Source organism: Paraburkholderia sp. Clong3, from assembly GCF_050436485.1.
Taxonomy (GTDB): Bacteria; Pseudomonadota; Gammaproteobacteria; order Burkholderiales; family Burkholderiaceae; genus Paraburkholderia; species Paraburkholderia tuberum.
Window position 1 is genome coordinate 675,457 of the sequence record NZ_JBNDMH010000003.1, and the last position, 25,850, is coordinate 701,306.

Here is a 25,850-nt window from a genome sequence, read left to right on the forward strand (position 1 = left end):
TGGAGACATGTGCATGAAAGGCCGATCTATCCTGTTGCTCACGGTGTTGCCCGCAGCGCTCGTCGTGCTGCCCGTCGGATACGCGCAGAACAATCCTTCGATTGCGCAGGTCGCGTACAAGGTGGTCGACGGCACCAAGGTGGACAGTAATACGCTGCAGGGCTGGAAGACGTGGCGCGCGCTCGCTTGCGAACGCTGCCACGGCGCGCAGCAGCAGGGCATGGTCGGGCCGTCGCTGATCGACGCGTTCAAGACGCTGGACAAGACCGAGTTTCATCGCACGGTGTTCGGCGGCCGGGTGGACAAGGGCATGCCCGATTTCAGCACGAGCCAGATGATGCAGAAGAACTGGGAAAACCTCTACGCGTACCTGAAAGGGCGCTCCGATGGACAGATCAAGCCGGGCGATCTGAAGGCCATCGACGCCAACTAACGCCGTGCCGTCACTCTTCCGGAGGCTCACGATGCGTAATAAGAGAAGCATGTCCGTGCATGTCAGCGTGATCGCGGCCGCGTTGTGTGGCGCGGCGCTCGCGAGCGCCGCGGTCCGGGCGGACGGCCCCGCGCTGCCGAACAACGACGGCGCGGACGGCGTGCTCAGGGTGTGCGCGGACCCGAACAACATGCCGTTGTCGAACGACAAGGGCGAGGGCTACGAGAACCGCATCGCGGCCCAGATGGCGAGCGACTTCGGCTACAAGCTCGAATACACGTACTTTCCGCAGCGCATGGGCTTCGTGCGCCACACGCTGCGCGAGAAGGAGGACGGCAGCGAGCGCTATCGCTGCGACCTGATCATCGGTGTGCCGAAGGGCTATGACATGACGTCGACGACGCAGCCGTATCTGCGCTCGACCTACGCAATGGTGCTGCCGAACCGCCCCGAGTTCGCGAGCATCAAGACGCCCGACGACCTGCTGAAGCTGCCGCCCGATCAACTGCACAAGCTGCGCTTCGGCATCTTTTCGCAAACCCCCGCGGTGGACTGGCTGCTCGGCCACAACCTGATCGACCAGGCGGTGTCGTACCAGGTGCAAAGCGGCGATCCGGCCGTGTACCCGGGCCAGATGATCGAACACGACCTGCGCGCGGGCAACGTCGACGTGGTGTTCCTGTGGGGGCCGATTGCCGGCTACTTCGCAAAGCGCGCCGGTGATTCGGTCAGGCTCGTGCCGTTCCCGCCGGGGCCCGGCATCCGCTTCGACTACACGATTTCGATGGGCGTGCGCTACGGCGAGAAGGACTGGAAGGACAAGGTGGATCAATGGATCGGCGCGAATCACGACAAGATCGACAGCATCCTCGCGACCTACCAGGTGCCGATGCTCAAACCGGTCGACGCGCCGGCGGGCAAGCCTGGCGACGCGTCGCCATGACGCGCGCGCGCGGCGCGTGGCTGCGCGCGGCACGCGCCGCGCTGATGGGGACGCTGTGTGTGCTGTGCCTCGCGCCAGCCGCCGCGCGTGCGGCGAGTCCGGCGTCGGCGCCGGGCGGCGACGAGATCACGCCGGCCGAGCGGCTGATTTTTCTGACCGATCATCTGCACGGCGTCGCCGCGCAGACCGAACTCGACTACGCGCTGATCGATTCCGGGCAACCGTCTCGCAGCGCCGATGTCGTCAAGGTGCTGGTGCTGAGCGAGAACAACGCGAAAGGCGACGCACAGGTGTCCGACCATGGCGGCAGCGTGAACCTGCCGATCGGCGGCCTGCAGTGCAATCCGGCAATCATTTATTTTCTCGAACACGACATCGCGGAGATGCAGGGTCTCACCGGCGGGCAGCGCCGCTATTTCCAGCAGCGTCTGCGTCTCGCGCTCGCCGCGGGGCCGCAGATCGAGAGCGTGCCGAGCGAGGTCGGCGGCAAGCCGGTCAGCGCGCGGCGCATCGTCGTGCAGCCTTATCTGAACGATCCGAACGCGGAGCGCTTCGCACAATACACGGGCAAGCGCTACACGTTCCTGCTCGCAGACGGCGTGCCGGGCCAGGTCGTGCAGATCCGCACCGACGTGCCGGGTCCTAACAACGACTTTGCGCATCCGGCGCATACGGAGTCGTTGAGCTTTCAATCGGCACTGAACAAGTTGCCTTCGGGCAAGGCGCCGGCGAAACCGTCATCGAATGCGCCGCGAGCGAGTCGCTGAATCCAATGCAGAACGCGAGTTTCGCGGCGAACCGGGTCAAGCTGAATTTCGTTCGCACGCTGACCCTGCGGCAGTTGCAGATTTTCGTCGTCGCGAGCCGCTATACGAGTTTCGCGCGCGCGGCCGAGGAGCTGCATCTGACGCAGCCGGCGGTGTCGATGCAGATTCATCAGCTCGAAGAGGCGGTCGGCCTGCGGCTGTTCGAGCGCATCGCGCGCAAGCTCACGCTGACCGAAGCGGGCGAGGTGCTGACCCATCACGCGAGCCGCATTCTCGGCGAAATCAAGGACACCGAAGACGCGATGATGTCGCTGAAGCAGGCCGACAGCGGCTCGATCAACGTGGGCATCGTCAGTTCGGCGACTTACTTCGCGCCGAAACTGCTGGCGATGTACTCGCATCTATACCCGAAGGTCGACGTGCACTTCTCGGTCGGCAATCGCGACGCGTTGCTGCGTCTGTTGCAGGACAACGCGATCGATCTCGCGATCATGGGCCGCCCGCCGCCCGAACTCGATACGACGGCCGAGCCGCTCGCGAGTCATCCTCAGGTGGTGATCGCGCCGCTCGATCATCCGCTGTGCGGCGCGCGCCGCTTCGATCTGCAGGAGTTGCGCCGCGACACCTTCCTGCTGCGCGAGCCGGGCTCGGGTACGCGCATGGCCGCCGAGGCGATGTTCCGGCAGCATCTGTTCACACCCGCGAAAACGGTCACGCTCGGCAGCAACGAAACGATCAAGCAGGCGGTGATGGCGGGCATGGGCGTGAGTCTGATCTCGCTGCATACGTTGCAGCTGGAGTTGCGCACCGGCGAGATCGCGCTGCTCGACGTGAACGGCACGCCGATCGAACGCGCGTGGCAGGTCGTGCATCTGCGCACGAAGCAGCTTTCGCCGACCAGCATGATCTTCCGGCAGTTTCTGCTCGAGCATGCGGCGGTGCATCTGGAGCAGGAATATGCGCAGTTTGCCGGGGTGTTTGCGAAACCGCCGGTCGGCGCGAAGCGGTAGCGTCATGCGCGCGTCGCGCGACTGCGCTCGTCGGCTTGCTGGTGAACGACGCGTCCCAGGCGGCGTCGATGGCACAGTCTGTACCCGGCTGTCGTGACAGGCTGCCAACTTTTCGCATTCGATTTAACTCTTGGGTCCCGTGCTCACGATCGGCATAAACCATGCTTGAACGGAAGGCTGGCGAGCGCTTGAAGCGCGTCGACGTTCGGGCGTCGTGCAAATAAACGCCAGCACCACGGAAGGGGATCGCAGCGATGGTTTCCGGCGAGCAGCTTCAGGACTGGCGTTCTCACGCCCAGCGGATCGAAAACGAAGTCGCGAGAGTCGTCGTCGGTCAGCAGCAAACGCTGAGGCTTATCAACGTCGCGTTGTTCGCACGCGGCCACGTCCTGCTCGAAGGCGGCGTCGGGGTCGGCAAGACGACCGTGTTGCGGGCGTTCGCGCGCGTGGTCGGCGGCGACTTCGAGCGCGTCGAAGGCACGATCGATCTGATGCCGGGCGACCTCGTCTATCACACCTATGTCGATGCCGACGGCAAGCCGCGTATCGAACCGGGCCCGCTGCTGCGCCACGGCGAGCAGCTGACCACCTTCTTCTTCAACGAGATCAATCGCGCGCGTCCGCAGGTGCAATCGCTGCTGTTGCGCGCGATGGCCGAACGTTCCGTGTGGGCGTTCGACCGCGAGCATCGCTTTCCGCACATGACCGTATACGCCGACCGCAACAAGGTCGAGAAGGAAGAGACCTTCGAGCTCGCGTCGGCGGCGCGCGACCGCTTCCTGTTCGAGCTGAACATGCCGACGCCGACCGACGAGGAGGCGCGGCGCAGCCTCGTCTTCGACACGAGGTTCCACGACGTCGACGGCCTGCTCGCGCAACTGACTCCGTCGATCGTGCCGTGGGAACAGTTGAACCGGATCGGCGCGGCGATCCAGCAGGGCGTGCAGGCGAGCGAGACGATCGAGCGCTACGTGCACGACATCTGGCAGGCGACGGAAACGCCGGCGCGCTTCGGCATCGCGCTCGACGGCGTCGACATGGAGCAGCTGATTCTCGCGGGCGCAAGTCCGCGCGGCATGAGCGCGCTGCTGCGGGCCGCGCGCGTGGTCGCGTGGCTCGCGGGACGCACGCATCTGCTTCCGGAGGACATTCACGAAGTGCTGCTGCCGGCGCTGGGGCATCGGGTGTTCTTCACACCGATCTACGAGCTACGCCGCCAGGAGCTGGCCGAGGCGCTGATCGCGCGGATCGTCGCGAACGTCGCCGTGCCTCGCTGACCGGCGGCGCGCGCACCACGATGAACGACACCGCGGAATTCCACTACCGTCTGCCGATGCGCGCGGCCGGCGCGCGGCCCGGCTCGCATCCGGGCTCGAGCTTCGGCTCGGGTCAGCAGTTCGCGATGCACGGCCGCTTGTTCGACTACCCGGACCCGCGCCGGCTCGATCTGCGCGCGAGCTTGCGCGCGGCGCGCGACGAGTGGCTCGTGCGCGTGCATTTGCAGCGCGTCGCGGTGCCGGTGTTCGTGATCGTCGACGTATCGGCGTCGATGCGGTTCGGCAGCCGTAAAACGAAGCTGGAGGTCGTCGCCGATTTCGTCGAAGCGCTCGGCCATAGCGCGTTCCGGGTCGGCGACCGGCTCGGCATGCTGGCCTTCGATGGCGGCGAACGCGACGATCTGTTCATGCCGGCGCGCACGGGGCGGGGCACCGGCTCGCTGCTCGCGAGCATGCTGCGCGAACGCGCCGGTGAAACGGCTGATCGTCAGGCGAATGGTCAGGCAGAACGTCAGGCAGAGCGTCAGGCCGGACGCGCGGCCGTCGAAGGATTGCGGCGTTGCGCGATCCGTATCGCTGGACGCCAGGCGCTCGTGTTCGTCGTGTCCGATTTCCACTGGCCGCTCGCGCGACTGTCGTCGGTACTCGACATGCTGGTGCATGCGTGTGTGGTGCCGATGGTCGTGTGGGACGCGGCCGAGATCACGCCGCCGCACCACGCGTCGCTGCTGGCCGTCAACGATGCGGAGTCCGGCGAGGAGCGTCGCGTGTGGCTTTCGCGCGATGTGCGCGAGCGCTGGCGCGAAGGCGTCGCGCGCCGTCGCGACGAACTCGCCGCGGGGTTCGGCGCGCGCGGCATCCGGCCGTTCTATGTCGAAGGCGCGTTCGATCCGGAAGCGATGTCGCGTTACTTTCTGGAGATGACGGTATGAGCGCGCGCGGTGTGCGCGGTGGCGGCGCTCGGCGGGCGGCGCTGCATATGCTGATCGCGTCGCTTTGCGGCGCCGCGAGCGCGACGGCCAGCGCTGCCGTGGCGACCGCGCTCGTTCAGGAGCCGCGCGCGTTCGGCTATGTGCTCGGCGATGTGCTGACGCAGCGCGTGCTGCTGGAGGCCAACGATCGGGACATCGGCGCGGTCACGCCGCCTTCGGTCGGACGCACGGGCGTGTGGCTCGAGCGCCGGCCCGTGACGCTCGAAACCGATGCCAACGGCCGCAAGTGGATGGTGATCGCGTATCAGGTCGTCAACGCGCCGCAGACGCTCACGCAGATCACGTTGCCCGCGTTGACGTTGACGTCGGCGGCGGGCACGCAATTGCAGGTCGCCGAATGGCCGGCGAGCATCGGACCGTTGACGCCGCAAACCGCGTTCGCCGCAGGGGATTTGCAGCCGCTGCGGCCCGATCGTCAGGCACCCATGCTGGGCACGGCCGGCTGGCGTCGGCAGATCGCGTGGGCGCTCGGCCTGCTGCTCGCGACCCTGCTCGCGTGGGCGAGCTGGTGGTGGGCGCGCAACCGACGCGAGGCGGCACGGCTGCCGTTCGCGCGTGCATGGCGGCAGATGCAGCGGCTGCCGGAGGCGCCCGCTGCTTCATCGAACGATGCGTGGGTCTGCCTGCATCGCGCACTGAACGAAACCGCCGGCCAGGTCGTGCATGCGGCTTCGCTATCCGCGTTGCTCGCGCGCGCGCCCTATCTGCAACCGCTGCGCGCGCAGCTCGAACGTTTCTATCTGGCGTCGTCCGAGCGCTTTTTCACACCGGCGCCGAAGGCCGTCGGGAATCCCGGCGAGCTTTCGTTGCACGCGCTGTGCCGTGCGTTGTATCGGGCGGAGAGGCGCCATCAGCGATGACCATGAGCCTCGATTTCGCTCTGCCGTGGATGCTGGTGCTGCTGCCGCTCGCCGCGCTGCCGCTGCTGCGGCGACGCAGCGACACGCTGGTGTTTTCGAGCGTCGCGTGGCTGCCCGCCGACGATCTCGGGCGCGCGGCCGGCTGGCTCGTACGCGGCGGCGCGGCACTGGCGATCGCCGCGATCGTCGTCGGGCTGGCGGGGCCGGGGCGCTCGCAGTTGCAGGTGCTGCGCACCGGCAGCGGCGCGCAGATCCTGATCCTGATGGACCGCAGCGCGAGCATGGACGAGCCGATGGGCAGCAAGGGCGTCGAGGCGCCGCGCGGCGACTCCAAGAACCACGTGGCGCGCGCCGCGTTGACGCGCTTCGTCGAGCAGCGGCCCAACGACCGGCTCGCGTTCATGATGTTCGGCACCAACCCCGTGCTGGCGATGCCGTTCACGTACAACCATCGCGTGATCGAGGCCGCTGTGGCGGCGACGGCGATTGGCCGTGGCATGCCGGACACCGAGCTCGATCGCGGCATGCTCGCGGCGATCGCGCAGTTCGACGGGCGCTTGTCGTCGGGCCGCCGCGCGATCGTGCTCGTCTCCGATGGCGGCGCGTTGCTCGACGAAACGATGCAACGGCGCATCGAGGCGGGACTGCGACGCAACCGGATCGCCCTGTACTTCATCTACTTGCGCAGCAGCGTCTTCAGTCCCGATCTGAACGCGACGCAGCCCGTCAGCGGAACCTCGGCCGAAGCGCAGCTGCATCGCTTCTTTCTGACGCTCAGGACACCGTATAGGCTGTTTCAGGCCGAAGACCCGAAGGCGATGATGGCGGCGATCGCGGAGATCAACCGGCAGCAGAACGCGACGACGACGTTCGTCGAGCATCTGCCTCGCCAGGACCTGAGTCTGTACTGTTTCGCGCTGGCGCTGTTCTGTTCGGCGCTGCTGGTGCTGCTGCACCAGTTGCAGGTCAGGAGCTGGGCATGAAGCGCACGCTGATCCATACGCTGTTCGGCACCGTGGCGATCTGTTGCGCCGCGTGGGCCGCGTATGGCTTCGTTCGTCTGCAGCACGCGGAGCGCGTCGATCAGGCCATTCTCGCGACGAACGCCGCTTCGCGCGACCAGGCTGCCGGCGACGACGCGCGCGAGGTCCAACTGGCCCGCGCGATAGCGCTGTCGAAAGCGGGCGCGTATGACGCGGCGGCGCGGCTCTATAACGGTCTGATCCCCGAGGGCAGCCCGCCGGACGAAGTCGGCCGCGCGGCGCTGTTCGATCTCGGCAACCTGTACCTGCGCGAAGGCAGCGGCGACACGGCGCAGACGGTCAGGTCTCTCGCGATGATCGGTGAGGCCAAGGCGCGCTACCGGCTCGCGCTGCGCGCGGCGCCCGACGATTGGGACGTGCGCTACAACCTCGAGCGCGCGCTGTGGCTTGCGCCGGAAACGCCGTCCGCGCTCGCCGGGCCCGATGTGAAAGAGCAGCACAATGTCAAGCTGCGTGACCCGCAGAGCCAGGACTTGCCATGAGCGGCGTCTCGCGCGAGCGCGGCTTCGCAAGATGGCGTCACGCGTTGACGCCGCTCGCGCTCGTCGCATTGATCGCGGCGGTTGCGATGCCGGAGGTCACTTTGCCGCGCAACACGTTTAACTACATCGTGACGTTCGATATCACGCAAAGCATGGACGTCGAGGACGTGGTGCTCGACGGCGCTCCGGTCAGCCGGCTCAAATTCGCGCAGGCCGCGATGCGCGACGCGCTCGGGCGCTTGCCGTGCGGCTCGAAGGTCGGCTGGAGCGTGTTCACGGGGCAGCGGGCGTTGCTGCTGATGGCGCCGGTCGAAGTCTGTGGCAACTACGACGCGCTGCTGGTGTCGCTCGAGGGCATCGACGGGCGCATGCGCTGGACCAACTGGAGCCGCATTGCCGAGGGCGGTGTGTATTCGGCCGTGCGGGTCGCGCAGGAGGTCGGCGGCGGCGCGGCCATCGCGTTCGTCACCGATGGTCAGGAGGCGCCGCCGGTATCGGCGGCGCGCCCGCTGATGGAGGGCATCAATGCCGCGCGAATCAGGGGCTGGCTGATCGGCGTCGGCGGCGACCAGCCCGCGGCCATTCCGAAGACCGACGCCGACGGTAACCGGATCGGCTACTGGCAGGCCGACGACGTGATCCAGGTGCCGCCGACGCCAGGCTCCGGTGTCGAGGCGCAAACGCACGAGGAGTTGTCCGAATTGCGCGGCGAGTACCTTGCGTCGGTGGCGGGGCAGACTGGCCTCGACTACCGGCGCCTGCTGAACGTGACGTCGTTCGGCGATGCGCTGCTCGATGCGCGCTTCGCTCGCCGCGAACCGGTGCCGACCGATCTGCGCTGGTGTCCAGCGCTGCTCGCGTTGCTGCTGCTCGTCGCGCGCTTCATGCCGGATGCCGTTCTCGCATGGCCGCGCGCCTGGCGAAAGCGCATTCGAACGATCGTTTTGCAGATCGCGCCGGCATTCAATGGCCGGCCGACACGAGTCGACTGACTCACGCGGGCGCGAACGTTGACGCTGCAACGGTTGAAGGTGCAGGTATCCAATCGAGCAGCGTAGTTGCTTGCGAAACCTCGCAAGAGTTGCCGGGTTCGACCGACTCACGAGGCTTGCGCCAGAAGGTCTTGCCGGTCTTCGAGGCCGGAGAGCGTTGCCAGGAATCATTCTCAATCGGTCCACTTCGACGTCGACTCCAGCGCTGAGTCGCGAAGGCGCATGCGCTCGCCACACACGCGACGTACCTCACACTTTGACCTACCAGTACGCCAATGACTGACTACAATGTCTGAGTGCAAGCGACGCTGCAAGGCGCTCGGTTCGACGGGAGCGCCGTGTCATGTGACATTTCAATTCCTTCACTGGAGGCATGCGATGACGTGCCAAAACGAGAGGATTGTCGGAGCGGTACTCGTCTTGGTGAGCGGCTACGCGTTTGCGGGCGGCCCCTTCGGCGATGTGCCGCAAGCGATGATGGTCGCCAACATCGTCGCGTCGCCCGTCGAAGTCGTGCCGCCGATTCCCGAGCCTCGGCACTACTTCGAGCAGCAGCGCTATGCGATGGAGTATCACGGGGATCAGGGCAAGCCGTTCTTCGCGCAAATGGAGAATTACTATAGTGTGGACGTGACGCGCGATGTCCAGCTCGGCACGGCGAAGGCATTGGGGTCGTCCGGACCGGAGTTCGCGCCGGTGTCCGAACCGGGCGCAAAACCTGCCGCGCAAAATGCTTCGAATCCTCTGCATCTGGGTCCATCTACCGCGCCGCAATTGTCCATCGTTCAGATGAACAGTTCAGCGTTGTCGATAGGCGCGTCACCGCAGCGACGCTTGTCCTTGACGATCGACGACTGGGTGTTCTCCGGCACCGCGCGCGTCGCGGTTCTGCATTCTCACGATACGGGCGCGACGCTGATCGTCAAACGTCGCTACTGAGTGATGTCGGACGGCCGCGCATGTCACGTCGACGAGTCACGTCGACGAAAAGCGCTCGCGATACACCTGCGGCGCCACGCGCAGCTGACGCACGAAGCTGCATCGCATCGTTTCCTCGCTGCCGAATCCACACCGCGCCGCGATTCGTTTGATCGACCAGGATGTCTCGCATAGCAAGCGCTGTGCCGCTTCGATGCGCAACTGCTCGACCGCGCGGGCCGGCGTGCGGCCCGTTTGTGCCTTGTAGTGGCGCATGAAGCTGCGCTCGCTCATATGAAGCCTTCGCGCGAGCGCGGGGACCGACAGGTCGGATGCGAGATGCGACGTCATCCATGCATGCAATTCGCCGAAACGGTCGTCGGCATGTTGCAGCGACAGCGTCGCGCTGAACTGCGACTGACCCCCCGGCCGCTTCAGAAACACGACGAGCTCGCGCGCGACATCGAGCGCCAACGCGCGTCCATGATCTTCTTCGAGCATGGCCAGCGCGAGGTCGATGCCGGCGGTGACGCCCGCCGATGTCCAGATAGCCCCGTCGCGAATAAAGATTGGATCGGCTTCGACGCGCAGTTGCGGATACGCCTGCGCGAGTTCGTCGCAACGCCCCCAATGCGTGGCGACGCGGCGGCCGTCGAGCAGTCCCGCCTCGGCGAGCAGGAACGCGCCCGAGCAGACCGAGGCAACGCGTCTGCAATGCGGCGCATGGCGCTGCGTCCAGCGAATCAGACGCTGATCGGCCGATGCCTGACGAATCCCCCAGCCGCCCGGAACGATCAGCGTATCGACCGGCGCTTTCACCGAGCGCAGCGAACCGGCGAGTACCGCAAGTCCCGACGACGACGTGACGGGCCCGGCTTCGGCTGCCACGACGCGGGGTGAGTAGAGTTCGTCGAGCCCACGCTGCGCGACGAGTTCATTGGCGGACGCAAATACCTGCAGCGGACCGCTGACGTCGAGCAGTTGCATGTTGGGGAAGGCGAGCAGCACGATGGAGGGGGGAGCGCTGAACATATCGTGTGTAACAGGGGGGCTGTAAGAGGGAGCGAGCGCGCGTGGCAGAAAAACTGGGGTTAATGGCAGTCTTGCCAAAGCCTACGCGCATAGAATCAATCCGTCCACGTGGAAGACGCGGCGGATCACGCGTTTCGATTTCTCCCTGAATAAGGTATCCCTATGAACCTGCAAATCGGTTTTCTGGTGTTTCCGAAAGTACAGCAACTCGATCTGACTGGCCCGCACGACGTACTTGCATCGTTGCCGGGCGCCACGATGCATCTGATCTGGAAGACACGGGAGCCCGTGGTGTCGAGTAACGGGCTCGTGCTGACGCCGGGCACGACCTACGAAAGCTGCCCGCCGCTCGACGTGATCTGTGTGCCAGGCGGAAGCGGCGTGACCGACCTGTTGCAAGACGAGCAAACGATCGACTTCGTTTGCCGACAGGCCGCGAGCGCGCGCTACGTGACGTCGGTCTGCACCGGCGCGTTGCTGCTTGGCGCGGCCGGCTTGCTGCGCGGGCGGCGCGCGACGACTCACTGGGCGTTTCACTCGCTGCTTGAACCGCTCGGCGCGATACCGACACATGCGCGTGTGGTCCGCGATGGCAATCTGATTACCGGCGGCGGCGTGACGGCGGGCATCGATTTCGGGTTGACCGTCGCGGCCGAACTGGCGGGCGTAGAAGAGGCGCAGGCGATCCAGCTCGAACTCGAATACGCGCCGGCCCCGCCGTTCGACGCGGGCGATCCGGCGTTGGCGCCGCAAGCGGTGGTGGAACTGGTCCGGCGACGCTCGGCGGAAGGCCTGGCCGCGCGGCGCCGGGTGGTGATGGAGATCGCGCAGAGAAGCTAAGTCTTGCATGCGGGTACGGGCATTCCATTAAACTGTGTGGCTCTACCCGTTTCCGTCAGTCGGATCGATGCGATGAAGTACGGCGAATTATCCCGGGGGCACTCCCCATGCGCGTAGGCAAGCCCGTCAAGGCACTGCCGCAGCCGTCATGCGACTACTGCGGCAACCGTGCGTTGCTCGCGCGTTACGGCGACGAGTCCTACCCCTATCGCAGCGATCAAGGGCCGCTGTGGATCTGCACCGCATGTCAGGCGTGGATCGGCGTTTATTCGCGCAGCAAACACAACCTGCCGCTCGGCCGCCTCGCCGACGCAACGTTGCGCGAGTCGAAGAGCAAGCTGCACGATGCGCTCGAACCGCTCGTTGCCGGGAAGGTGCGCCGCGATGGTGTCAACGCGTTCGAAGCCCGCGCGAAAGCGATCCGGTGGGTCGCGACCGAGCTTGGCTTCGATCCGGTTCCGGCGAGCATTCACGCGTTCACGCCCGAGCAGTGCGAACAGGCGCTGCGTTATGTCGAAGCTTTTATCGAAGCTCGGCGTGCGCGATAGCGCAATAGCCCCAAACCGCTGGCTCCCTTTCATTCCTCCAATACCACCCCGCCATACCGCCTTCCCCGCGCCTCTTCACCCCCACCAAATTGGCAGTTCTCGTGCGATGCGGCCCGGCAGTCGGATCGCACCTGCGTTCGGGTGCATATTTCCGGTTGCGTCCGCGGCTATCGTGAACTACAAATCTAAAGTTACGCTGGCTCGATTTTTGGCGGGCCGGGCTTCCGTTCAGAACCGTTCGAACGACAGGGAGAGTGCCGTCATGAGAATGCGCCCCGATCCTACCTTTCATGCATCGCCGAAGCTCGCGATGGATGCGCCGGCGGAAGAATACGCGTACACGGTGCTGCTAAGTCCGGACTCCTCCCAGCCCGACGCGCTCGCCGTGATCGACGTGAAGCCCGGTTCGCCGACTTATAGCCAGGTGGTCCACACGGTGCCGGTGCCGAACAAGGGCGACGAATTCCATCACTTCGGCTGGAACGCGTGTTCGTCCGCGTTGTCGCCGTTGACAGGCCACGCGTTTCTGGAACGTCGCTATCTGATCATTCCGGGCATGCGCTCGTCGCGCATCTATATCGTCGATACGAAGCCGCATCCGACCCAGGCGAAGATTCACAAGATCATCGAGCCGGACGAAATTTTCCGCAAGACCGGCTATTCGCGTCCGCACACCGTGCATTGCGGACCGGAGGGCATCTACGTGAGCACGCTCGGCGGCGGTGGCAAGGACGGCACCGACGGGCCGCCCGGAATCTTCATCATGGACTGCCAAACATTCGAGGTGCTGGGCCGCTGGGAAATCGAGCGCGGCGCGCAGGAAAAGCATTACGACTTCTGGTGGAATCTGCCGCGCGACTACATGGTGTCGACCGAATGGGCGCTGCCGCCGCAATTCGAAAACGGCATCGTGCCCGAAGACCTGCTCGCGAACAAATACGGCCACCGCGTGCACTGCTGGGATCTGCGCGCGAGGCGCAACGTGCAGACGCTCGATCTCGGCGCGAATCATCAGATGGCGCTCGAAGTGCGACCCGCGCACGACCCGAGCCGCGAGTACGGCTTTATCGGCGTCGTGGTCGATACGACGAATCTGGAAGGGTCGATCTGGACCTGGTGGCGCGAAGGCGGCCACTTCCACATCGAAAAGACCGCGACCATTCCACCGGAGCCCGCGCATGCCGATGAATTGCCGCCGCTGCTGCAAGGTTTCGGCGCGGTGCCGCCGCTCGTCACCGACATCGATCTTTCGATCGACGATAAATTCCTCTACGTCTCCTGCTGGGGCACCGGCGAGATGCGCCAGTACGACGTGAGCGAACCGCGCAAGCCGAAATTGACGGGCTCGGTGCGCATCGGTGGAATCGAACATTGCGCGCCGCATCCGAACGGCAAGGCTTTCGCCGGCGGTCCGCAGATGGTCGAGATCAGTCGCGACGGCAAGCGCATCTACTGGACCAACTCGCTCTATTCGACGTGGGACGACCAGTTCTACCCGGATGGTGTGCCCGGCGTGCAAGTGATGGCGCATGCCGAGCCCAATGGCGGTCTCGAACTCGTCGAAGATTACTTCGTCGAGTTTCCCGCCGGCTATCGCGCGCACCAGATTCGCCTCGAAGGCGGCGACTGTTCGACCGATTCGTTCTGCTATCCCTCGGTGGGCGTTTGAGCGGCGCGGTGTCGCCGCAAGCGGCACTGTGGCTGGCCGTCCTCGCGAGCGGTGTGTATCACGGACTCAATCCGGCGATGGGGTGGCCGCTCGCGGTGTCGAACGCGCTGATGCAGCGGCGCTCGCAAGCGCTGGTCGTAGCGCTTCTTTATCTCGCGGCGGGGCACGCGCTCGCCATATTGCTGATGATGCTGCCGTTCGCGATGCTGGCCAGCGTGCTCGCGTGGCAGCGTCAGATGCAGATCGGCGCGAGCGTGCTGGTGATCGGCTTCGGTCTGGTGTTGCTGATGCGCCGGCGCCATCCGCGCGTACTGGCGAGAATTCCGCCGTCGCGGCTCGCGCTCTGGTCGTTCGCGGTGGCGATCGCGCACGGCGCCGGCTTGATGCTGGTGCCGATCTACCTCGGTCTGTGCCGCGCAGACGCAATGGACAGCGCGCACCAAGCCGCCCAAACGCTGATCGAAACGAGTCTGCGCATGGCGCTGTCGGTCTCCGCGGTGCATGCGGCCGCGATGACGATGGCCGGCGGCGTGCTCGCATGGCTCGTTTATCGCTACCTCGGGCTCAGGTTCGTGTCGCGCAGCTGGTTCAATCTCGATGCGGTGTGGGCGTCGAGTCTGATTCTGGTGGGGGGCGTGTCGCTGGCGTTGAATGCGGCGGCAGCGGGCGTTTCCGGTTGATTTCGACGCGGCCGATCCGGCCTATGAGGCCCCCGGGCACAGCATATGCTGCGTAGCTTCGGCAGGGACGCCATTCCGTGCGGGTCCTGATTTTTCCTCTCGTCATCTACACCCGGAGAAGATCATGCCGCTGAAGAAAGGTACATCGAAAGAGACCGTGTCGCACAACATCAAGACCGAGTCGAAGCATGGCAAGCCGCACAAGCAGGCTGTCGCGATCGCGTTGAATCAGGCGCGCAAGTCGGGCGCGAAGATGCCGAAGAAGAGTGAGAAATAAGCTGCTTCAGCACGCGCGGTCGTACCCATGACCGACAGGCCGCGGAAAAGGCGCGCGGATGGCGACCCGAAATCGGAGCCGGCGGATGTCGAACCCGATCAGCATCCGGCGAAGCTCGGCGATTGCCGCCGTTGCGCGCTCTGGCGCAATGCGACTCAGGCCGTGCCCGGCGAAGGGCAGCGGCATGCGTCGATCGTACTGGTCGGCGAGCAACCCGGCGACATGGAAGATCTGCAGGGCAAGCCCTTCGTCGGGCCTGCCGGCGCGTTGCTCGACCGCGCGCTCGAAGAAGCGGGCGTCAAGCGTAACGAGGTCTACGTGACGAACGCCGTCAAGCATTTCAAGTGGATCGCGCGCGGCAAGCGTCGCTTGCACAAAACGCCCGCTCAGCGTGAAGTGGATGCTTGCGGCTACTGGCTGGAGCAGGAGCTCGACATGCCGCATGTGCGCGTGGTCGTGGCGCTGGGCGCGACCGCGTTGAAAGCGGTTGTTCACGACTCGCACGCGCGCTTGCAGGACGCGTTCGACAAAACGCTCGAGCGCGGCGAGCAACGCGTGGTCGCGACGTACCATCCGTCGTTTGCGCTGCGCGCGCCGGACCCTGAAACGCGTCGCGAGGTGTACGAGCGAAGCGTCGCGGCATTGCGCACCGCACAGAAGCTGGCCCACGGCGGCAAGCGCTCAGGATGACGCCGGCGCGTGCGTCGCTCGTAATCCGAGGACTTTCATCAATCGTTGTGCGTCGAACGGCGCCCGAGCTTTTACATCGTTGTCGAAGTAGCAGTAGACGTCTCGCGCGGCTCGGCGAGGCGGCCGGAGTTGCGGCGCGATCAATCGCGCGTCGGCAGGCTGGGAGCCGCCGCGCCATGCATCGATTCGCTCGGCCCATCGTTGCAGAGCGTCGTCCCCATACGCACCCGAGTATTTGGCTTCGCTGCCGTGCAGGCGAATATAGACGAAGTCCGCCGTCAGATCTTCGGCGACGGGCCACGGTTCGGTGGAATCTGAAACGACGAGCGCGACGCCGTATTGCCGAAGCAAGGTCACGAACGCCGGATCGACAAAGCTCGCGTGGCGCACTTCGACCGCGTGACGCAACTTCCGCTTGCGATCGATGTCGACATAAGGCGTCTTGACACGCGCATCATGGTGCTTCGCCAGCGCGGATGCGCTCGCGATCTCGAACGGCAACACGCTCAGAAAGCGCTCCATTGCCTCGGGCTCGAATCGGAACGACGGCGGAAATTGCCATAGGATCGGACCAAGCTTTTCGTTCAACGCGAGTAGCCCCTGCGCGAAGAAGTTCGCGATGCCGACACGTGCGCTCGCATCGCGAAACCGCAGCATATGAGTCAGATAGCGCGCGCCTTTGATGCCAAACACGAAGCCGTCAGGCGTTTGCGCGTGCCAACGCTGCCAGCTATCGAGCGATTGAAGGCTGTAATGCGTGCCGTTGATTTCGATCGTGCCGAATAGTGCCGACGCGTACTGTAATTCCGCTGCATGTTTGAGATCCTCTGGGTAAAAGCTGCCGCGCCAACCTTGGTAGCGCCAGCCGGAAATGCCGATACGCACATCGCCGGTCTTCTTCATTCGCGCGTCGGGTCCGGCGGAATGGGGTTCGGAGTCCGGCTCCGACTCGACGGATCGCAGCGTCATTGAATACGCGCGATTTGCTTCGCCACCGCGGCCGGGCTGTCGAAATTGTGATCGGGCAGACGGTCGACCAGATCGACGATGTCGGTATTCGCGTGATTTTTGCGCGCCTGCGCGACCAGCTTTTCGCGTGTGGTCGGGTAATTCACACCACTGAGTGCTTTTTCGACGTCAGCGGGATTCGGCTGACCGGGGTGGCGGTGATCCTGGGAATGGGCGGGGTGCTGTGACATGGTTCCTCCTTGAATGAGTACATCACGACTGCGCGCCTACAGGTACCTCTCGCATATGTCGTGCCTCGGCGCGCGGGCTCGGGTTGCGTTTTCCAGCGGCGCACGTCGTGCGGATGAAAAAGAACCCCGCGATGAGGAACGCGGCTTGCGTGCAGCCGGCAAAATAGCGCCGCTGACACAGGACCTTTCAAGGAGAAGGCCATCATGAGCACAATGCTCGCATATCGCATTCACCGCTTCGGCGGTCCCGAGGTGTTCAAGGCCGAGAAGATCGAGATCCCCGAGCCTGGCGCCGGCCAGGTGCTGGTGCGCGTGCGCGCGGCCAGCGCCAATCCGGTGGACCTGAAGACGCGCTCGGGCCAGTACCCGTTGATTCGTGAAGAGAAGCTGCCCTATACGCTGGGGCGCGATTTTTCCGGAGTGGTCGAACGGGTCGGCGAGGGCGTCGGGCAATGGCGCGCGGGCGAGCAGGTGTATGGCTTCGTTGGCCAGGGACAGGGTGCGTACGCGGAATACGTCGTCGTGCCCGCGAGCGCGCTAGCGCATGCGCCGGAAAAACTGGATGTGGGGTCCGCGGGCGCCGTGCCGCTCGCCGCGTTGACCGCATGGCAGGGCCTGTTCGATCACGGCTGCCTCGAAGCCGGCGGCCGCGTGCTGATTCATGCGGGCGCGGGCGGCGTTGGACATTTCGCCGTGCAGTTCGCCAGGCAGAAGGGCGCGCAAGTGTACGCTACGGCGTCCGGCGACGGCATCGAGTTCGTGCGCTCGCTCGGTGCGGATCGCGTGATCGACTATCACGCGCAGCGCTTCGAAGACGTCGCGCGCGACATCGACCTCGTGTTCGATCTGATCGGCGGCGATACGCAGCGCCGCTCGTGGTCGGCCGTCGCGACCGGTGGCGCGCTGATCTCGACGCTCAACGAGCCGTCGCAGGCCGAGGCGTCGAGCCATGGCGCACGGGCCACGCGTTATACCGCGCGACCCGACGGCCGGCAATTGACGGAGATCGCGTCGTTGCTCGACAAGGGCAGCGTGCGTGTCGTGGTCGCCGAACGGTTTGCGTTCGATGCGACGGCCAAGGCGCTGGAACGGCTCGCGAAAGGCCACGTGCGCGGCAAGATCGTGGTGGAGGTGGCGTCGTAGTACGGAGAGCGCGCTGTCTGCTAGTTCGGATTCGCGTCGTCGCTCGCGCTGCGCAGCGGCGCGCGGCTCTGATCGTTATTCAGATGCACGAACTTTCTCAACAGTCTCAATAGCTCTCGCGCATCCTCGTCTCCCATCCCGTCGAGCAGGCCGTGATTGAGCGCGTTGACGCCGGGGATCAATTCATCGAGCAACTGCTCTCCAGCCGGCGTCAGCAATAGACGACGCTGGCGGCGCGGCAGAACTTCGCGCACGATCCAGCCTTTCGCTTCGAGCCGTACCGCGATATCGGCGGTGGTCGACGTGTCGAGGCCGACTCGCTGCGCGAGCGTGACCTGATCGAGTCCGGGCAATTCCTGCAGCATTCTGAGCACCGCATACTGAACGGGCGTCACCTCGCGTCCGATCAGATCATGAAACATGGACACCGAAATCTGATGCGCGCGTCGGATCAAATGGCCGGGCTGGTCGTACAGATCGATGCTGATCGCGGAAGTGCTGGTATCGGTTGAAGTGACCATATTAGTTCTGAAGATCTCGCGCCTTTTCGTTGCGAATGGAAATGGCGAACCGGCGTTCGTGTTACCTGATTGAAAGTTCGTCTAGGGGAAAACCTTCATTTAATCATTAAAGACGCATTGAGTACACTGAATCTCAATGAGTAGGCTGAATGCAATCCATGAATAATCCAGGGAGTGAGACTGACATGTTTCCCAAGAATGCGTGGTACGTCGCATGTATGCCCGATGAAGTCGCGGATAAGCCGTTCGGCCGGCAGATCTGCGGCGAGCCGATGGTTTTCTATCGCAACGCGCAAGGCGCCGTGGTGGCGCTCGAAGACTTCTGTCCGCATCGCGGCGCGCCGCTGTCGCTCGGTTTCGTGCGCGATGGCACGCTCGTGTGCGGCTATCACGGCCTCGAAATGGGCTGTCAGGGCAAGGCGACCGGCATGCCGGGGCAACGCGTCAACGGCTTTCCAGCGATTCGCAGCTATCCAGTGATCGAGCGCTATGGCTTCGTCTGGGTGTGGCCCGGCGATGCGGCGCAGGCCGATGCCGCCAGGCTGCATCATCTGGAGTGGGCCGAGAGTGCCGAATGGGCGTACGGCGGCGGTCTTTATCACATCCGCTGCGACTACCGGCTAATGATCGACAACCTGATGGATCTGACGCACGAGACCTATGTGCACGCCAACAGCATCGGGCAAAAGGAAATCGACGAAGCCGCGCCCAAAACCGTGGCCGAAGGCGATACCGTGCGCACGAGCCGTTTCATGGAAAACGTCGCGGCGCCGCCGTTCTGGAAGATGGCGTTGCGCGGCAATGGTCTCGCCGACGACGTGCCCGTCGACCGTTGGCAGATCTGCCACTTCACGCCGCCGAGTCACGTGCTGATCGAGGTAGGCGTCGCGCATGCCGGGCATGGTGGCTATCACGCGCCGGCCGACCAGAAAGCGTCGTCGATCGTGGTGGATTTCATCACGCCGGAAACGGAAACGTCGATCTGGTATTTCTGGGGCATGGCGCGCAGTTTCCGTCCCGACGATGCGGCGCTGACCGCGAGCATCCGCGAAGGGCAGGGCAAGATCTTCAGTGAAGATCTGGAGATGCTCGAACGTCAGCAGCAGAACCTGTTGCGCTGGCCCGAGCGCAATCTGCTGAAGCTCAATATCGATGCGGGCGGCGTGATGTCGCGCCGCGTGATCGATCGGCTCGTCGCGCAGGAACGCGCGGAGACGGGCGCGCCGCAGGCTGAAGTGACGCGCGTCATTCCCGTGCGGACGGCGACATGAATCATCCCGTGCTGAATGTGGTGGTCGCGCGCCGGCGCGACGAAGCGCTCGGTATCGCGAGCTTCGAACTCGCGAGCGAAAACGCTCAGGCGTTGCCGGCCTTCGACGCCGGCTCGCACGTCGACGTGCATTTGCCGAACGGGCTCGTGCGTCAGTACTCGTTGTGCAACGATCCGCGCGAAACGCATCGCTATCTGATCGCGGTGCTGCGCGACGAAGGGGGACGCGGCGGATCGAAAGCGGTGCACGATCTGGTCCGCGAAGGCGATCGCCTGCAGATCAGCGCGCCGCGCAATCATTTCGCGCTCGCTGACGATGCGGCTCATCATCTGCTGCTCGCGGGCGGGATCGGCGTCACGCCGATTCTTTGCATGGCCGAGCGGCTTGCCGCCACGGGCGCTTCGTTCGACATGCACTACTGCACGCGCTCGAAGGAACGCACGGCGTTCGTCGAGCGTCTTGCACAAGCTGGCTTCGCGAAGTCGGTCCAGCTTCATCACGATGACCATCCGGGCGGCTCGACGTTCGATATCGAGCAGACGCTCAGCGATGCGCCGGCCGGCACCCACCTGTATGTCTGCGGTCCGCGCGGCTTCATGGACTTCGTGCTCGAGACCGCGCGTGCGAAGGGCTGGCCGGAAAACAGGCTGCACTACGAGTTCTTCGGCGCGGCCGCGAATCAGGCGGCGACGGGCGGCAGCTTCCAGGTGCGCATCGCGAGCAGCGGCGCGACGATCGACGTGCCGCCCGAATGCACGGTCGTGCAGGCGCTGGCCGCGCATGGCGTCGAAGTGATCACGTCGTGCGAGCAGGGCGTGTGCGGTACCTGTTTGACGCGGGTGCTGTCCGGCGAGCCGGATCATCTGGATTCGTATCTGACCGACGAGGAACGCGCGGCAAACGACCAGTTCCTGCCGTGCTGCTCGCGCGCGAAATCGCCGCTGCTGGTGCTCGATCTGTGATTTTCTGCGGGACGACGGGCCTGTTGCCCGTCGTCCCGCTTATTTATTGCGCTTTTCCCTCAGAATCCGACGAACTTACCGTGCGCACACTCAACGCCGGATCGTGCGCAATCGCTTCTTCGGAGAACGGAATAAACGTCCAGCGTTGGGCCGCGTAATCGCGCGTCCCGTCGGCATAGTGCGGCGACGCCGGGTCATCCGATTCTGACGGTGCGAGCAGCGTGCGCGCGATCACCTGAGCGCCGGCGAACGACACTATCTGCAGATAGGTGTCGCCCATTGGCTTGACGTTCATCGAATAGCCGCTCGCATCGAAGGGATGCGCGGCACACGCCGAGGTGAAATAGCCGCCCGCGTCGCAACCCCCGAATAGCGCAATGCGCTCGTCGTTGCGTTGCACGTAGAGCGCCGCGCTGCGCGGTGCATCGATCGCGATGCCGGCGCGTTGCAGTGCCGCGAGCGCGTCATGCAGCGCGGCGGCGAGCTGGGCCGGATCGGCGGCGATGCCCGCGGGCGTGGTCAACGGCTTCGCGGGTTCGAACGGTACCGCGTATAGCTGCGCGGGCGGTATCGTCAGCAGACGTCGCCACAGTTCGTCCCACAAGGTTGCCCCCACTGCGTCGACCGCGGCCGTATCGTCCCATGCGGCGAGTACCTTGCACGCCGCGCGCTGCGGGTCGGCGTTCGGGCCGGCCGGCAGGGCCGCGAGCGCGTCGCTGCCGCACAGACGGTCGAGCACGGGTTGCTTGAACAGCAACGCCGACATCGAGCGGCTGTCGAGCGCAGCGTGGCCGAGTGTATCGGCGGAAACGCCATGCGGATCGCTCTGCAATTGCGCCGCGATCGTATGGCCCAGTCGCGTGCGCAGCGTCTGCGGCGTCGCGGTCGCACCGATGATCTTCGCATAGCCGGTCATCGGTTCGGCCGGGTTGCTGAGCCAGTAACTGTCGTTGAAATTGCCGACATAGTCGCGCCGAAGCAGCGACGGCATCTGCGCGACCGGCAACGCATGATGCTGTACCGCGCCGGGCTCGTCGCGCCAGTCGCAGTCGCTGCGCGAACCGTCGAGGACCGGCACGCCGGGCATGATCCGCGCCAGTGCCCGGCCGACCGGCGGCGTGCAACGCTGCGTGAGTTCGTCGGGCACGTCCGGAGTCGCGCCGATATCCGCGTACCAGACGCGCGGATCGTCACGGCCGATCGCAAGCGTGTTGACCCATGGCACCGCCGCGTTCTTCTTCTGGATGGCGATGAAATCGTCGAGCGAGGCCGCCTGATTCCATGCGCGGAAGTTTTCGAACACGCGGAAGTTGTCGGTATTGATATCGCGCAGCGCGAACGCCTGCTGCGCATTCCACGCGAGCGCGGGCGACATCGTGCCGAGATTGACCAGCGCTCCGAAGCGCGAACGATACAGCGTGCGCGACACGGTATGCAGCGAACCGTCGGCGGCGCGTACCTCGACGTTCACGCGCGTCGGCGTCATCGCTTCGCTGTTGCCGTCGACCTGATACCGGGTTGGCGCGCCAGGTTCGAGCGTCAGCTTGAAGAGGCCGAAGCGCTTCGCGGTGGAGACGGTATGGGTCCAGGCGACGTTGTCGTTGAAGCCGATCATGATCAGCGGTACGCCGAGAAACGACACGCCGCTGACGTTCAGCTTGCCAGGAATAGTGAGTTGAGCCTGGTAGAAGCGATCGGGGCCGGTCCAGAACCAGTGCGGATTGCCGAGCAGCAGCGCGCTGCCGGTGTGCGTCGCGTCCGCGCCGAACGCGAGAGCGTTGCTGCCGATGCCCGCATGGCCGCCGAATTCCGCGAGCGGTGGGTCGACGGGGGCGTCGTCGTGCAACGCGCTTTGCGGCGGCACCGGCATCGGCTGGGGCGGTTGTGCGGTCGCGATCGCGTTGATGAAGCGCGCCTCGCCACCGGCCAGATTCGCCGCGATCTGACGCCGGTACAAGTCCGCGTTGCTGATCTTGCCGAGCCACGGCGCCGCGCGGCAGGCCGCATGCGCGCCCGGGAAATCCCCGTGCGCGAGATCGGCGAGGTAGCGGTTATAGCCGGCGACGAAGCCGTCGATCAACGCGCGCATGTCGTCGGTCTGGCTTTTGCGGTAACGCGCGACGGTCGCATCGTCGACGATGAAACGGAAGAAGAAATCCGAATTGAGATTGTTGGGCTGGCCGAACGTCGCGCCGAGCGTGGGCCGCGCGTCGGCGCCGAAGAAGCGCGAGCGTTCGCCGCGATAGGTGACGAAGCTTTCGGCCATCGTGCACAGATTGTCTTGCGCCTGCGCGTAGCCGTATCCGTAGCCGAGGCTGCCCCAGTTGTCGGCGTTGATGTGCGGAATGCCGAGCGCGGTGCGGCGGATATCGGCGCGATACGGGCCGGTGTGCGCGACGTTGTCCGCATCGGGGCTCGCGCAGCTTGGCAGAGCGGCGGCGACGGGCAGGGCGATCAGCAGGGCGGCGAGGCGGCGGAGCAGAGAGACGTTCGAACGCATGGCCTTTTGTGGTTGGGCGAACGTTGAGCGGTGACGGGCGTGTCGCTCGGCGTCAAGAAAGATTGTGACTGGACGCCCCATTTGGGCGTGCTCTGATTTCTTTCGAACTGTCAGTTAGCTATTAATGTCAGGTGGCTAGAAGGCAGTGGACTCGCATTCCGGTCATTAGTAGTTCACGAACGTTAAATCTAGAGCGAGAAGCTATAGCGTGCCTAACGAAATTTCTGTGTACAAGATCAACAAACTGTTGTGGCGCTGGACCAAGCAGGACGACGCGCGCGCCGTGCGCGGTGTCGGTATGTCGTTGGACAAGCCTCCGCCAGCGCAGCTAAATCCGCTGAAAGCACATGTAGAACAAGCCGAACCGAAGTCCAGGCCGCCGGCGCCTGCTCAGCGGGGAAATCTGCCGGATGACAACGGCAAAAATGCGCAGGCCTTGTCCCGTTCTAAGACCCAGTTGAGCAAGCCCGAAGTACCGCAGCCGCCTAAACCGCCTCGACTGACGGAGCGTGAAACGACCGTGCCTCCGTTTGACATCCAGGACATCCCGGCCGCGATGCGCAAAGAGATGATGCCGGTCGGTGCAAAACTGATGGACCGATGGTTCGCAGGAGAACTCAACTATTCGAGGTCTGAGGACGATCAGAAATACGAGATCAACCAGGACGGCAAGCCGTATCCAGACAGCATGTATGACCACGGCATAATCAAAATGAAATGGGTCCTTGGATTCAGACGCGCCAGAGAGCAGTACGAAGATCTTGTCAACGAGAGGATTTACAGTTCAAAGGCGGCTAGCGCAGTTCGGCAAATAGTTGCGCGTTACATGTCATTCGGTCGTATGTATCTGAGCGCGTGGGGTATCTGTCGCCATGATATTCGGATACTGCACAAAGATTTCCAGTTTCAGTATGTGACCGTAGATGGCACTTTCGAGCAAAAAGCAAAAACGGCCTTGCGCCAATCGACTGCTCATGCACCCGATGATCTGACAGCAGCGCTCGGTTCCTTCGTGATCAACGCAGCTATTTCGGAGATCGAATACGACTTTCAGAAAAGAATCGGCGTGGTCGAGAAAATCGTCGTTTATGTGAAGGATAGCTACTCCTTTCAGGGCGAGTTGGACACCACGTCGCAATACTTGGGACATTGGAGCAGGCGAGGCGTGGCAATTTCGGCCGCCACCGAACTGGCGAATCTGGCGGGTTCACCTTGGATAGATTTTCCTGTCGTGATTGGCCCAACACAGGCGTTGTCGGATCCGGGTAAGGTCTATTATCCGATCAGAAACAGGGATTTCAGACAGTGGCAACGGAAGCACAATCGCGGAGGTGATTTCATCGTCTACTCTGATTTCAATACAATTTGTCTCCAGCGGCCGATCGTCGTGCATCTTTGATCAATGAATGTCTTCAAGAGCAAGGCGTTGCGATCGGTTCTCGCCAGGGTGTTCATCGTAACGATGAGTGCGATTATCGCGCTCGGGGCGGTCCAGTATCGTTCCGCGGTCACGCAAATGAAAGGAGCCACATTTCACGATGAGAAATCAGATGACGGGAAATACATCGCGCGGTATGCATATCTGCCCCGTGACCGGATCGCCTTGAGGCTGTACCGCGCAACTACGGCGGAATTGCTCGCCGCGCGAGTTTATCGATATCCAGAGCGAATCCGCCTGTTCTGGACAGAGGACTCTCTGATATACGACACCTCGGCGGAAGGCGACGACGGAGAAATCGAGCTACCGCCTTCATGGTGGGACCGTGCTAAGGCAAAACTGCCTTGAAGAATGTTCTTGGTCCACGAGCGCAAGAAGCCTTGCCGAAAGCCCTGGGCGTCGGCAATGGCATGACACGATTTTCAAGGCTGGGCGACCGGACGTGCGAGCGGATCTAGCCGCGCGCAACCCGCTGGGCAGTGGGCTTCAGGCGCAACTTTTGGTGCTGAGACAGCGATTATTTCCACCGTGAGATGGCTAGTCGTCAAGCTTTCGCTGACCACGCTTCCTGCTCCGCCGGAAAACCAGCACAGCTGCGGCGAACCCTAGCGCGATTGCAGCCGACGATATGAGGAAGGCCAAGTCGGATTCTTGATACGCCGTCTTGACCCCATACATACGAACCGCCCATTTCCATATCGGGTTCGAAAAGTTCAAGGGCGTATCCGGATGCCAAATCCACCAGACTGCATTAGCAGAGATTGCGAGCACGAAAGCTATGCCGACAGCTAGACAGAGCAGGATTGTTTTCATGCCACCGTCACTACGCCGTACGCTTTAAGTTCAGACCCGGGTACTGATACTTTCGGTGTATCGGTGAGTATCGAGCGGATACGCTGCCAATCACTTTGCTGGTCGATCGTTATGCACCCCTCGCTCCTACCGAATCTCCCCTTTGGATGCAAACGAAACTGGCCGCGAACGATGTTATCGCAAAGGACCGAGTCATCGTCGATATCCCCGTCGATTGCATGGAGCGCAAACCATTCGCTCTTGTTATTGCCGTTCAGGTTGAGCGCATCTTTCCACGGGCCGGGCTTCCCGCCCGATCTTCGATCAAAGATATAGTATCTGCCGACCGGTATGGCGCCGAAGACCGGCGTGCACGTTAGAGCCACCTTGTTGATATAACCTTGCTGCCCAGAGTAAGCAGAAAACGATAGTGCACCAATCCGAAATTCGCTCATCGGTTTATTATTCAGTTTGAATGAGCATTGAAGCATCAGTCCTCCATATCGACTGGAAAGAGTGAAATAAGAAATAGTTCGGTGATGCCGTGCGGCCATTTTAAAGGCGATTTGTT

General features: G+C 63.9%; 28 protein-coding genes. 22 read left to right on the forward strand and 6 right to left on the reverse strand.

The window, feature by feature from the left end; translation table 11 throughout:
- The first annotated feature begins 13 nt into the window (after window positions 1–13).
- The 11 genes from OKW30_RS26510 (at window position 14) to OKW30_RS26560 (ending at window position 9,738) form a co-directional block, all read left to right on the forward strand.
- Window positions 14–433 (forward strand): c-type cytochrome, encoded by a 420-nt coding sequence (locus OKW30_RS26510; RefSeq protein ID WP_184064737.1) that lies wholly within the window; start codon window positions 14–16, stop codon window positions 431–433.
- A gap of 31 nt (window positions 434–464) precedes the next feature.
- Window positions 465–1,376 carry a substrate-binding domain-containing protein gene (locus OKW30_RS26515; RefSeq protein WP_429348054.1) on the forward strand — a complete coding sequence of 304 codons (912 nt, stop codon included), beginning with the start codon at window positions 465–467 and terminating at the stop codon, window positions 1,374–1,376.
- Window positions 1,373–2,143, forward strand: a complete 771-nt coding sequence (locus OKW30_RS26520) for a hypothetical protein (protein ID WP_429348055.1) — start codon at window positions 1,373–1,375, stop codon at window positions 2,141–2,143. The genes OKW30_RS26515 and OKW30_RS26520 overlap by 4 nt, the downstream gene beginning before the upstream one ends.
- 5 nt (window positions 2,144–2,148) lie before the next feature.
- Complete coding sequence (locus tag OKW30_RS26525; protein WP_429348056.1) at window positions 2,149–3,153, forward strand: LysR family transcriptional regulator; 1,005 nt, start codon at window positions 2,149–2,151, stop codon at window positions 3,151–3,153.
- Between the two features lie 254 nt (window positions 3,154–3,407).
- Window positions 3,408–4,430, forward strand: a complete 1,023-nt coding sequence (locus tag OKW30_RS26530) for an AAA family ATPase (protein ID WP_184051982.1) — start codon at window positions 3,408–3,410, stop codon at window positions 4,428–4,430.
- Between the two features lie 20 nt (window positions 4,431–4,450).
- Window positions 4,451–5,362, forward strand: coding sequence for a DUF58 domain-containing protein (locus OKW30_RS26535; RefSeq protein WP_429348057.1), 912 nt, complete (start codon window positions 4,451–4,453; stop codon window positions 5,360–5,362).
- A complete protein-coding gene (locus OKW30_RS26540) occupies window positions 5,359–6,282 on the forward strand; it encodes a calcium incorporation protein MxaA (protein WP_429348058.1) in 924 nt (307 codons plus the stop codon). Before OKW30_RS26535 ends, OKW30_RS26540 begins: the two co-directional genes overlap by 4 nt.
- Window positions 6,279–7,265, forward strand: coding sequence for a vWA domain-containing protein (locus OKW30_RS26545; protein WP_090809112.1), 987 nt, complete (start codon window positions 6,279–6,281; stop codon window positions 7,263–7,265). Before OKW30_RS26540 ends, OKW30_RS26545 begins: the two co-directional genes overlap by 4 nt.
- Window positions 7,262–7,807 carry a tetratricopeptide repeat protein gene (locus OKW30_RS26550; protein WP_429348059.1) on the forward strand — a complete coding sequence of 182 codons (546 nt, stop codon included), beginning with the start codon at window positions 7,262–7,264 and terminating at the stop codon, window positions 7,805–7,807. Before OKW30_RS26545 ends, OKW30_RS26550 begins: the two co-directional genes overlap by 4 nt.
- Window positions 7,804–8,799, forward strand: a complete 996-nt coding sequence (locus tag OKW30_RS26555; RefSeq protein ID WP_429348060.1) for an MxaL protein — start codon at window positions 7,804–7,806, stop codon at window positions 8,797–8,799. The genes OKW30_RS26550 and OKW30_RS26555 overlap by 4 nt, the downstream gene beginning before the upstream one ends.
- Before the next feature lie 378 nt (window positions 8,800–9,177).
- A complete protein-coding gene (locus tag OKW30_RS26560; RefSeq protein ID WP_184064756.1) occupies window positions 9,178–9,738 on the forward strand; it encodes a hypothetical protein in 561 nt (186 codons plus the stop codon).
- Between the two features lie 36 nt (window positions 9,739–9,774).
- Here OKW30_RS26560 and OKW30_RS26565 read toward each other — a convergent pair whose 3' ends face one another.
- The gene (locus tag OKW30_RS26565; protein WP_429348061.1) at window positions 9,775–10,749 is read right to left on the reverse strand and encodes a GlxA family transcriptional regulator; all 975 of its coding nucleotides are present in this window, start codon (window positions 10,747–10,749) and stop codon (window positions 9,775–9,777) included.
- Window positions 10,750–10,911: 162 nt separating this feature from the next.
- On the opposite strand from OKW30_RS26565, the gene OKW30_RS26570 reads away from it, so the two are divergent.
- The 6 genes from OKW30_RS26570 (at window position 10,912) to OKW30_RS26595 (ending at window position 15,453) form a co-directional block, all read left to right on the forward strand.
- Window positions 10,912–11,589, forward strand: a complete 678-nt coding sequence (locus OKW30_RS26570; protein ID WP_187629703.1) for a DJ-1/PfpI family protein — start codon at window positions 10,912–10,914, stop codon at window positions 11,587–11,589.
- Window positions 11,590–11,696: 107 nt separating this feature from the next.
- Window positions 11,697–12,137, forward strand: a complete 441-nt coding sequence (locus OKW30_RS26575; RefSeq protein WP_090809124.1) for a zinc-finger-containing protein — start codon at window positions 11,697–11,699, stop codon at window positions 12,135–12,137.
- A gap of 262 nt (window positions 12,138–12,399) precedes the next feature.
- Window positions 12,400–13,806 (forward strand): selenium-binding protein SBP56-related protein, encoded by a 1,407-nt coding sequence (locus tag OKW30_RS26580; protein WP_429348062.1) that lies wholly within the window; start codon window positions 12,400–12,402, stop codon window positions 13,804–13,806.
- The gene (locus tag OKW30_RS26585) at window positions 13,803–14,486 is read left to right on the forward strand and encodes a hypothetical protein (RefSeq protein ID WP_184064767.1); all 684 of its coding nucleotides are present in this window, start codon (window positions 13,803–13,805) and stop codon (window positions 14,484–14,486) included. Before OKW30_RS26580 ends, OKW30_RS26585 begins: the two co-directional genes overlap by 4 nt.
- Window positions 14,487–14,610: 124 nt before the next feature.
- Window positions 14,611–14,763, forward strand: a complete 153-nt coding sequence (locus OKW30_RS26590) for a DUF6496 domain-containing protein (RefSeq protein WP_184064770.1) — start codon at window positions 14,611–14,613, stop codon at window positions 14,761–14,763.
- 27 nt (window positions 14,764–14,790) lie between these two features.
- Window positions 14,791–15,453, forward strand: coding sequence for a UdgX family uracil-DNA binding protein (locus OKW30_RS26595; protein ID WP_429348063.1), 663 nt, complete (start codon window positions 14,791–14,793; stop codon window positions 15,451–15,453).
- Here the strand turns inward: OKW30_RS26595 and OKW30_RS26600 are convergent.
- Together OKW30_RS26600 and OKW30_RS26605 are read right to left on the reverse strand one after the other, a co-directional pair.
- On the reverse strand, window positions 15,445–16,356 hold the full coding sequence (locus OKW30_RS26600; protein ID WP_429348064.1) for a DUF72 domain-containing protein: 912 nt from the start codon (window positions 16,354–16,356) through the stop codon (window positions 15,445–15,447). The two genes, OKW30_RS26595 and OKW30_RS26600, sit on opposite strands and share 9 nt — an antisense overlap.
- Before the next feature lie 62 nt (window positions 16,357–16,418).
- Window positions 16,419–16,652 (reverse strand): DUF2795 domain-containing protein, encoded by a 234-nt coding sequence (locus OKW30_RS26605; protein WP_187629707.1) that lies wholly within the window; start codon window positions 16,650–16,652, stop codon window positions 16,419–16,421.
- Window positions 16,653–16,856: 204 nt separating this feature from the next.
- Between OKW30_RS26605 and OKW30_RS26610 the strand changes: the two genes are divergently transcribed.
- Window positions 16,857–17,795 (forward strand): NADP-dependent oxidoreductase, encoded by a 939-nt coding sequence (locus tag OKW30_RS26610; RefSeq protein WP_184064782.1) that lies wholly within the window; start codon window positions 16,857–16,859, stop codon window positions 17,793–17,795.
- Between the two features lie 20 nt (window positions 17,796–17,815).
- Here the strand turns inward: OKW30_RS26610 and OKW30_RS26615 are convergent, their stop codons facing one another.
- The gene (locus OKW30_RS26615) at window positions 17,816–18,316 is read right to left on the reverse strand and encodes a MarR family winged helix-turn-helix transcriptional regulator (RefSeq protein WP_090809135.1); all 501 of its coding nucleotides are present in this window, start codon (window positions 18,314–18,316) and stop codon (window positions 17,816–17,818) included.
- Between the two features lie 185 nt (window positions 18,317–18,501).
- On the opposite strand from OKW30_RS26615, the gene OKW30_RS26620 reads away from it, so the two are divergent.
- Together OKW30_RS26620 and OKW30_RS26625 are read left to right on the forward strand one after the other, a co-directional pair.
- Entirely contained in the window at window positions 18,502–19,587 is a 1,086-nt protein-coding gene (locus OKW30_RS26620; protein ID WP_184064785.1) for an aromatic ring-hydroxylating oxygenase subunit alpha, read from the forward strand.
- A complete protein-coding gene (locus tag OKW30_RS26625; protein WP_184064788.1) occupies window positions 19,584–20,549 on the forward strand; it encodes a PDR/VanB family oxidoreductase in 966 nt (321 codons plus the stop codon). The genes OKW30_RS26620 and OKW30_RS26625 overlap by 4 nt, the downstream gene beginning before the upstream one ends.
- 43 nt (window positions 20,550–20,592) lie before the next feature.
- Here OKW30_RS26625 and OKW30_RS26630 read toward each other — a convergent pair whose 3' ends face one another.
- On the reverse strand, window positions 20,593–23,049 hold the full coding sequence (locus OKW30_RS26630) for a penicillin acylase family protein (RefSeq protein ID WP_429348065.1): 2,457 nt from the start codon (window positions 23,047–23,049) through the stop codon (window positions 20,593–20,595).
- 226 nt (window positions 23,050–23,275) lie between these two features.
- Between OKW30_RS26630 and OKW30_RS26635 the strand changes: the two genes are divergently transcribed.
- Window positions 23,276–24,448 carry a DUF6402 family protein gene (locus tag OKW30_RS26635; RefSeq protein ID WP_429348066.1) on the forward strand — a complete coding sequence of 391 codons (1,173 nt, stop codon included), beginning with the start codon at window positions 23,276–23,278 and terminating at the stop codon, window positions 24,446–24,448.
- 3 nt (window positions 24,449–24,451) lie between these two features.
- A complete protein-coding gene (locus OKW30_RS26640) occupies window positions 24,452–24,835 on the forward strand; it encodes a hypothetical protein (protein ID WP_187629712.1) in 384 nt (127 codons plus the stop codon).
- 461 nt (window positions 24,836–25,296) lie between these two features.
- On the opposite strand, the gene OKW30_RS26645 is transcribed toward OKW30_RS26640, so the two are convergent.
- A complete protein-coding gene (locus OKW30_RS26645; protein WP_429348067.1) occupies window positions 25,297–25,770 on the reverse strand; it encodes a DUF2778 domain-containing protein in 474 nt (157 codons plus the stop codon).
- Between the last annotated feature and the right edge of the window lie 80 nt (window positions 25,771–25,850).

Coding starts and splice junctions, on each gene's coding strand:
- OKW30_RS26530 (WP_184051982.1), top strand. CDS start 3,408: ATGGTTTCCGGCGAGCAGCTTCAGGACTGGCGTTCTCACGCCCAGCGG.
- OKW30_RS26520 (WP_429348055.1), top strand. CDS start 1,373: ATGACGCGCGCGCGCGGCGCGTGGCTGCGCGCGGCACGCGCCGCGCTG.
- OKW30_RS26615 (WP_090809135.1), bottom strand. CDS start 18,316: ATGGTCACTTCAACCGATACCAGCACTTCCGCGATCAGCATCGATCTG.
- OKW30_RS26640 (WP_187629712.1), top strand. CDS start 24,452: ATGAATGTCTTCAAGAGCAAGGCGTTGCGATCGGTTCTCGCCAGGGTG.
- OKW30_RS26575 (WP_090809124.1), top strand. CDS start 11,697: ATGCGCGTAGGCAAGCCCGTCAAGGCACTGCCGCAGCCGTCATGCGAC.
- OKW30_RS26595 (WP_429348063.1), top strand. CDS start 14,791: ATGACCGACAGGCCGCGGAAAAGGCGCGCGGATGGCGACCCGAAATCG.
- OKW30_RS26540 (WP_429348058.1), top strand. CDS start 5,359: ATGAGCGCGCGCGGTGTGCGCGGTGGCGGCGCTCGGCGGGCGGCGCTG.
- OKW30_RS26630 (WP_429348065.1), bottom strand. CDS start 23,049: ATGCGTTCGAACGTCTCTCTGCTCCGCCGCCTCGCCGCCCTGCTGATC.
- OKW30_RS26580 (WP_429348062.1), top strand. CDS start 12,400: ATGAGAATGCGCCCCGATCCTACCTTTCATGCATCGCCGAAGCTCGCG.
- OKW30_RS26545 (WP_090809112.1), top strand. CDS start 6,279: ATGACCATGAGCCTCGATTTCGCTCTGCCGTGGATGCTGGTGCTGCTG.
- OKW30_RS26620 (WP_184064785.1), top strand. CDS start 18,502: ATGTTTCCCAAGAATGCGTGGTACGTCGCATGTATGCCCGATGAAGTC.
- OKW30_RS26510 (WP_184064737.1), top strand. CDS start 14: ATGAAAGGCCGATCTATCCTGTTGCTCACGGTGTTGCCCGCAGCGCTC.
- OKW30_RS26625 (WP_184064788.1), top strand. CDS start 19,584: ATGAATCATCCCGTGCTGAATGTGGTGGTCGCGCGCCGGCGCGACGAA.
- OKW30_RS26570 (WP_187629703.1), top strand. CDS start 10,912: ATGAACCTGCAAATCGGTTTTCTGGTGTTTCCGAAAGTACAGCAACTC.
- OKW30_RS26525 (WP_429348056.1), top strand. CDS start 2,149: ATGCAGAACGCGAGTTTCGCGGCGAACCGGGTCAAGCTGAATTTCGTT.
- OKW30_RS26645 (WP_429348067.1), bottom strand. CDS start 25,770: ATGCTTCAATGCTCATTCAAACTGAATAATAAACCGATGAGCGAATTT.
- OKW30_RS26550 (WP_429348059.1), top strand. CDS start 7,262: ATGAAGCGCACGCTGATCCATACGCTGTTCGGCACCGTGGCGATCTGT.
- OKW30_RS26560 (WP_184064756.1), top strand. CDS start 9,178: ATGACGTGCCAAAACGAGAGGATTGTCGGAGCGGTACTCGTCTTGGTG.
- OKW30_RS26600 (WP_429348064.1), bottom strand. CDS start 16,356: ATGAAGAAGACCGGCGATGTGCGTATCGGCATTTCCGGCTGGCGCTAC.
- OKW30_RS26535 (WP_429348057.1), top strand. CDS start 4,451: ATGAACGACACCGCGGAATTCCACTACCGTCTGCCGATGCGCGCGGCC.
- OKW30_RS26515 (WP_429348054.1), top strand. CDS start 465: ATGCGTAATAAGAGAAGCATGTCCGTGCATGTCAGCGTGATCGCGGCC.
- OKW30_RS26565 (WP_429348061.1), bottom strand. CDS start 10,749: ATGTTCAGCGCTCCCCCCTCCATCGTGCTGCTCGCCTTCCCCAACATG.
- OKW30_RS26590 (WP_184064770.1), top strand. CDS start 14,611: ATGCCGCTGAAGAAAGGTACATCGAAAGAGACCGTGTCGCACAACATC.
- OKW30_RS26555 (WP_429348060.1), top strand. CDS start 7,804: ATGAGCGGCGTCTCGCGCGAGCGCGGCTTCGCAAGATGGCGTCACGCG.
- OKW30_RS26610 (WP_184064782.1), top strand. CDS start 16,857: ATGAGCACAATGCTCGCATATCGCATTCACCGCTTCGGCGGTCCCGAG.
- OKW30_RS26605 (WP_187629707.1), bottom strand. CDS start 16,652: ATGTCACAGCACCCCGCCCATTCCCAGGATCACCGCCACCCCGGTCAG.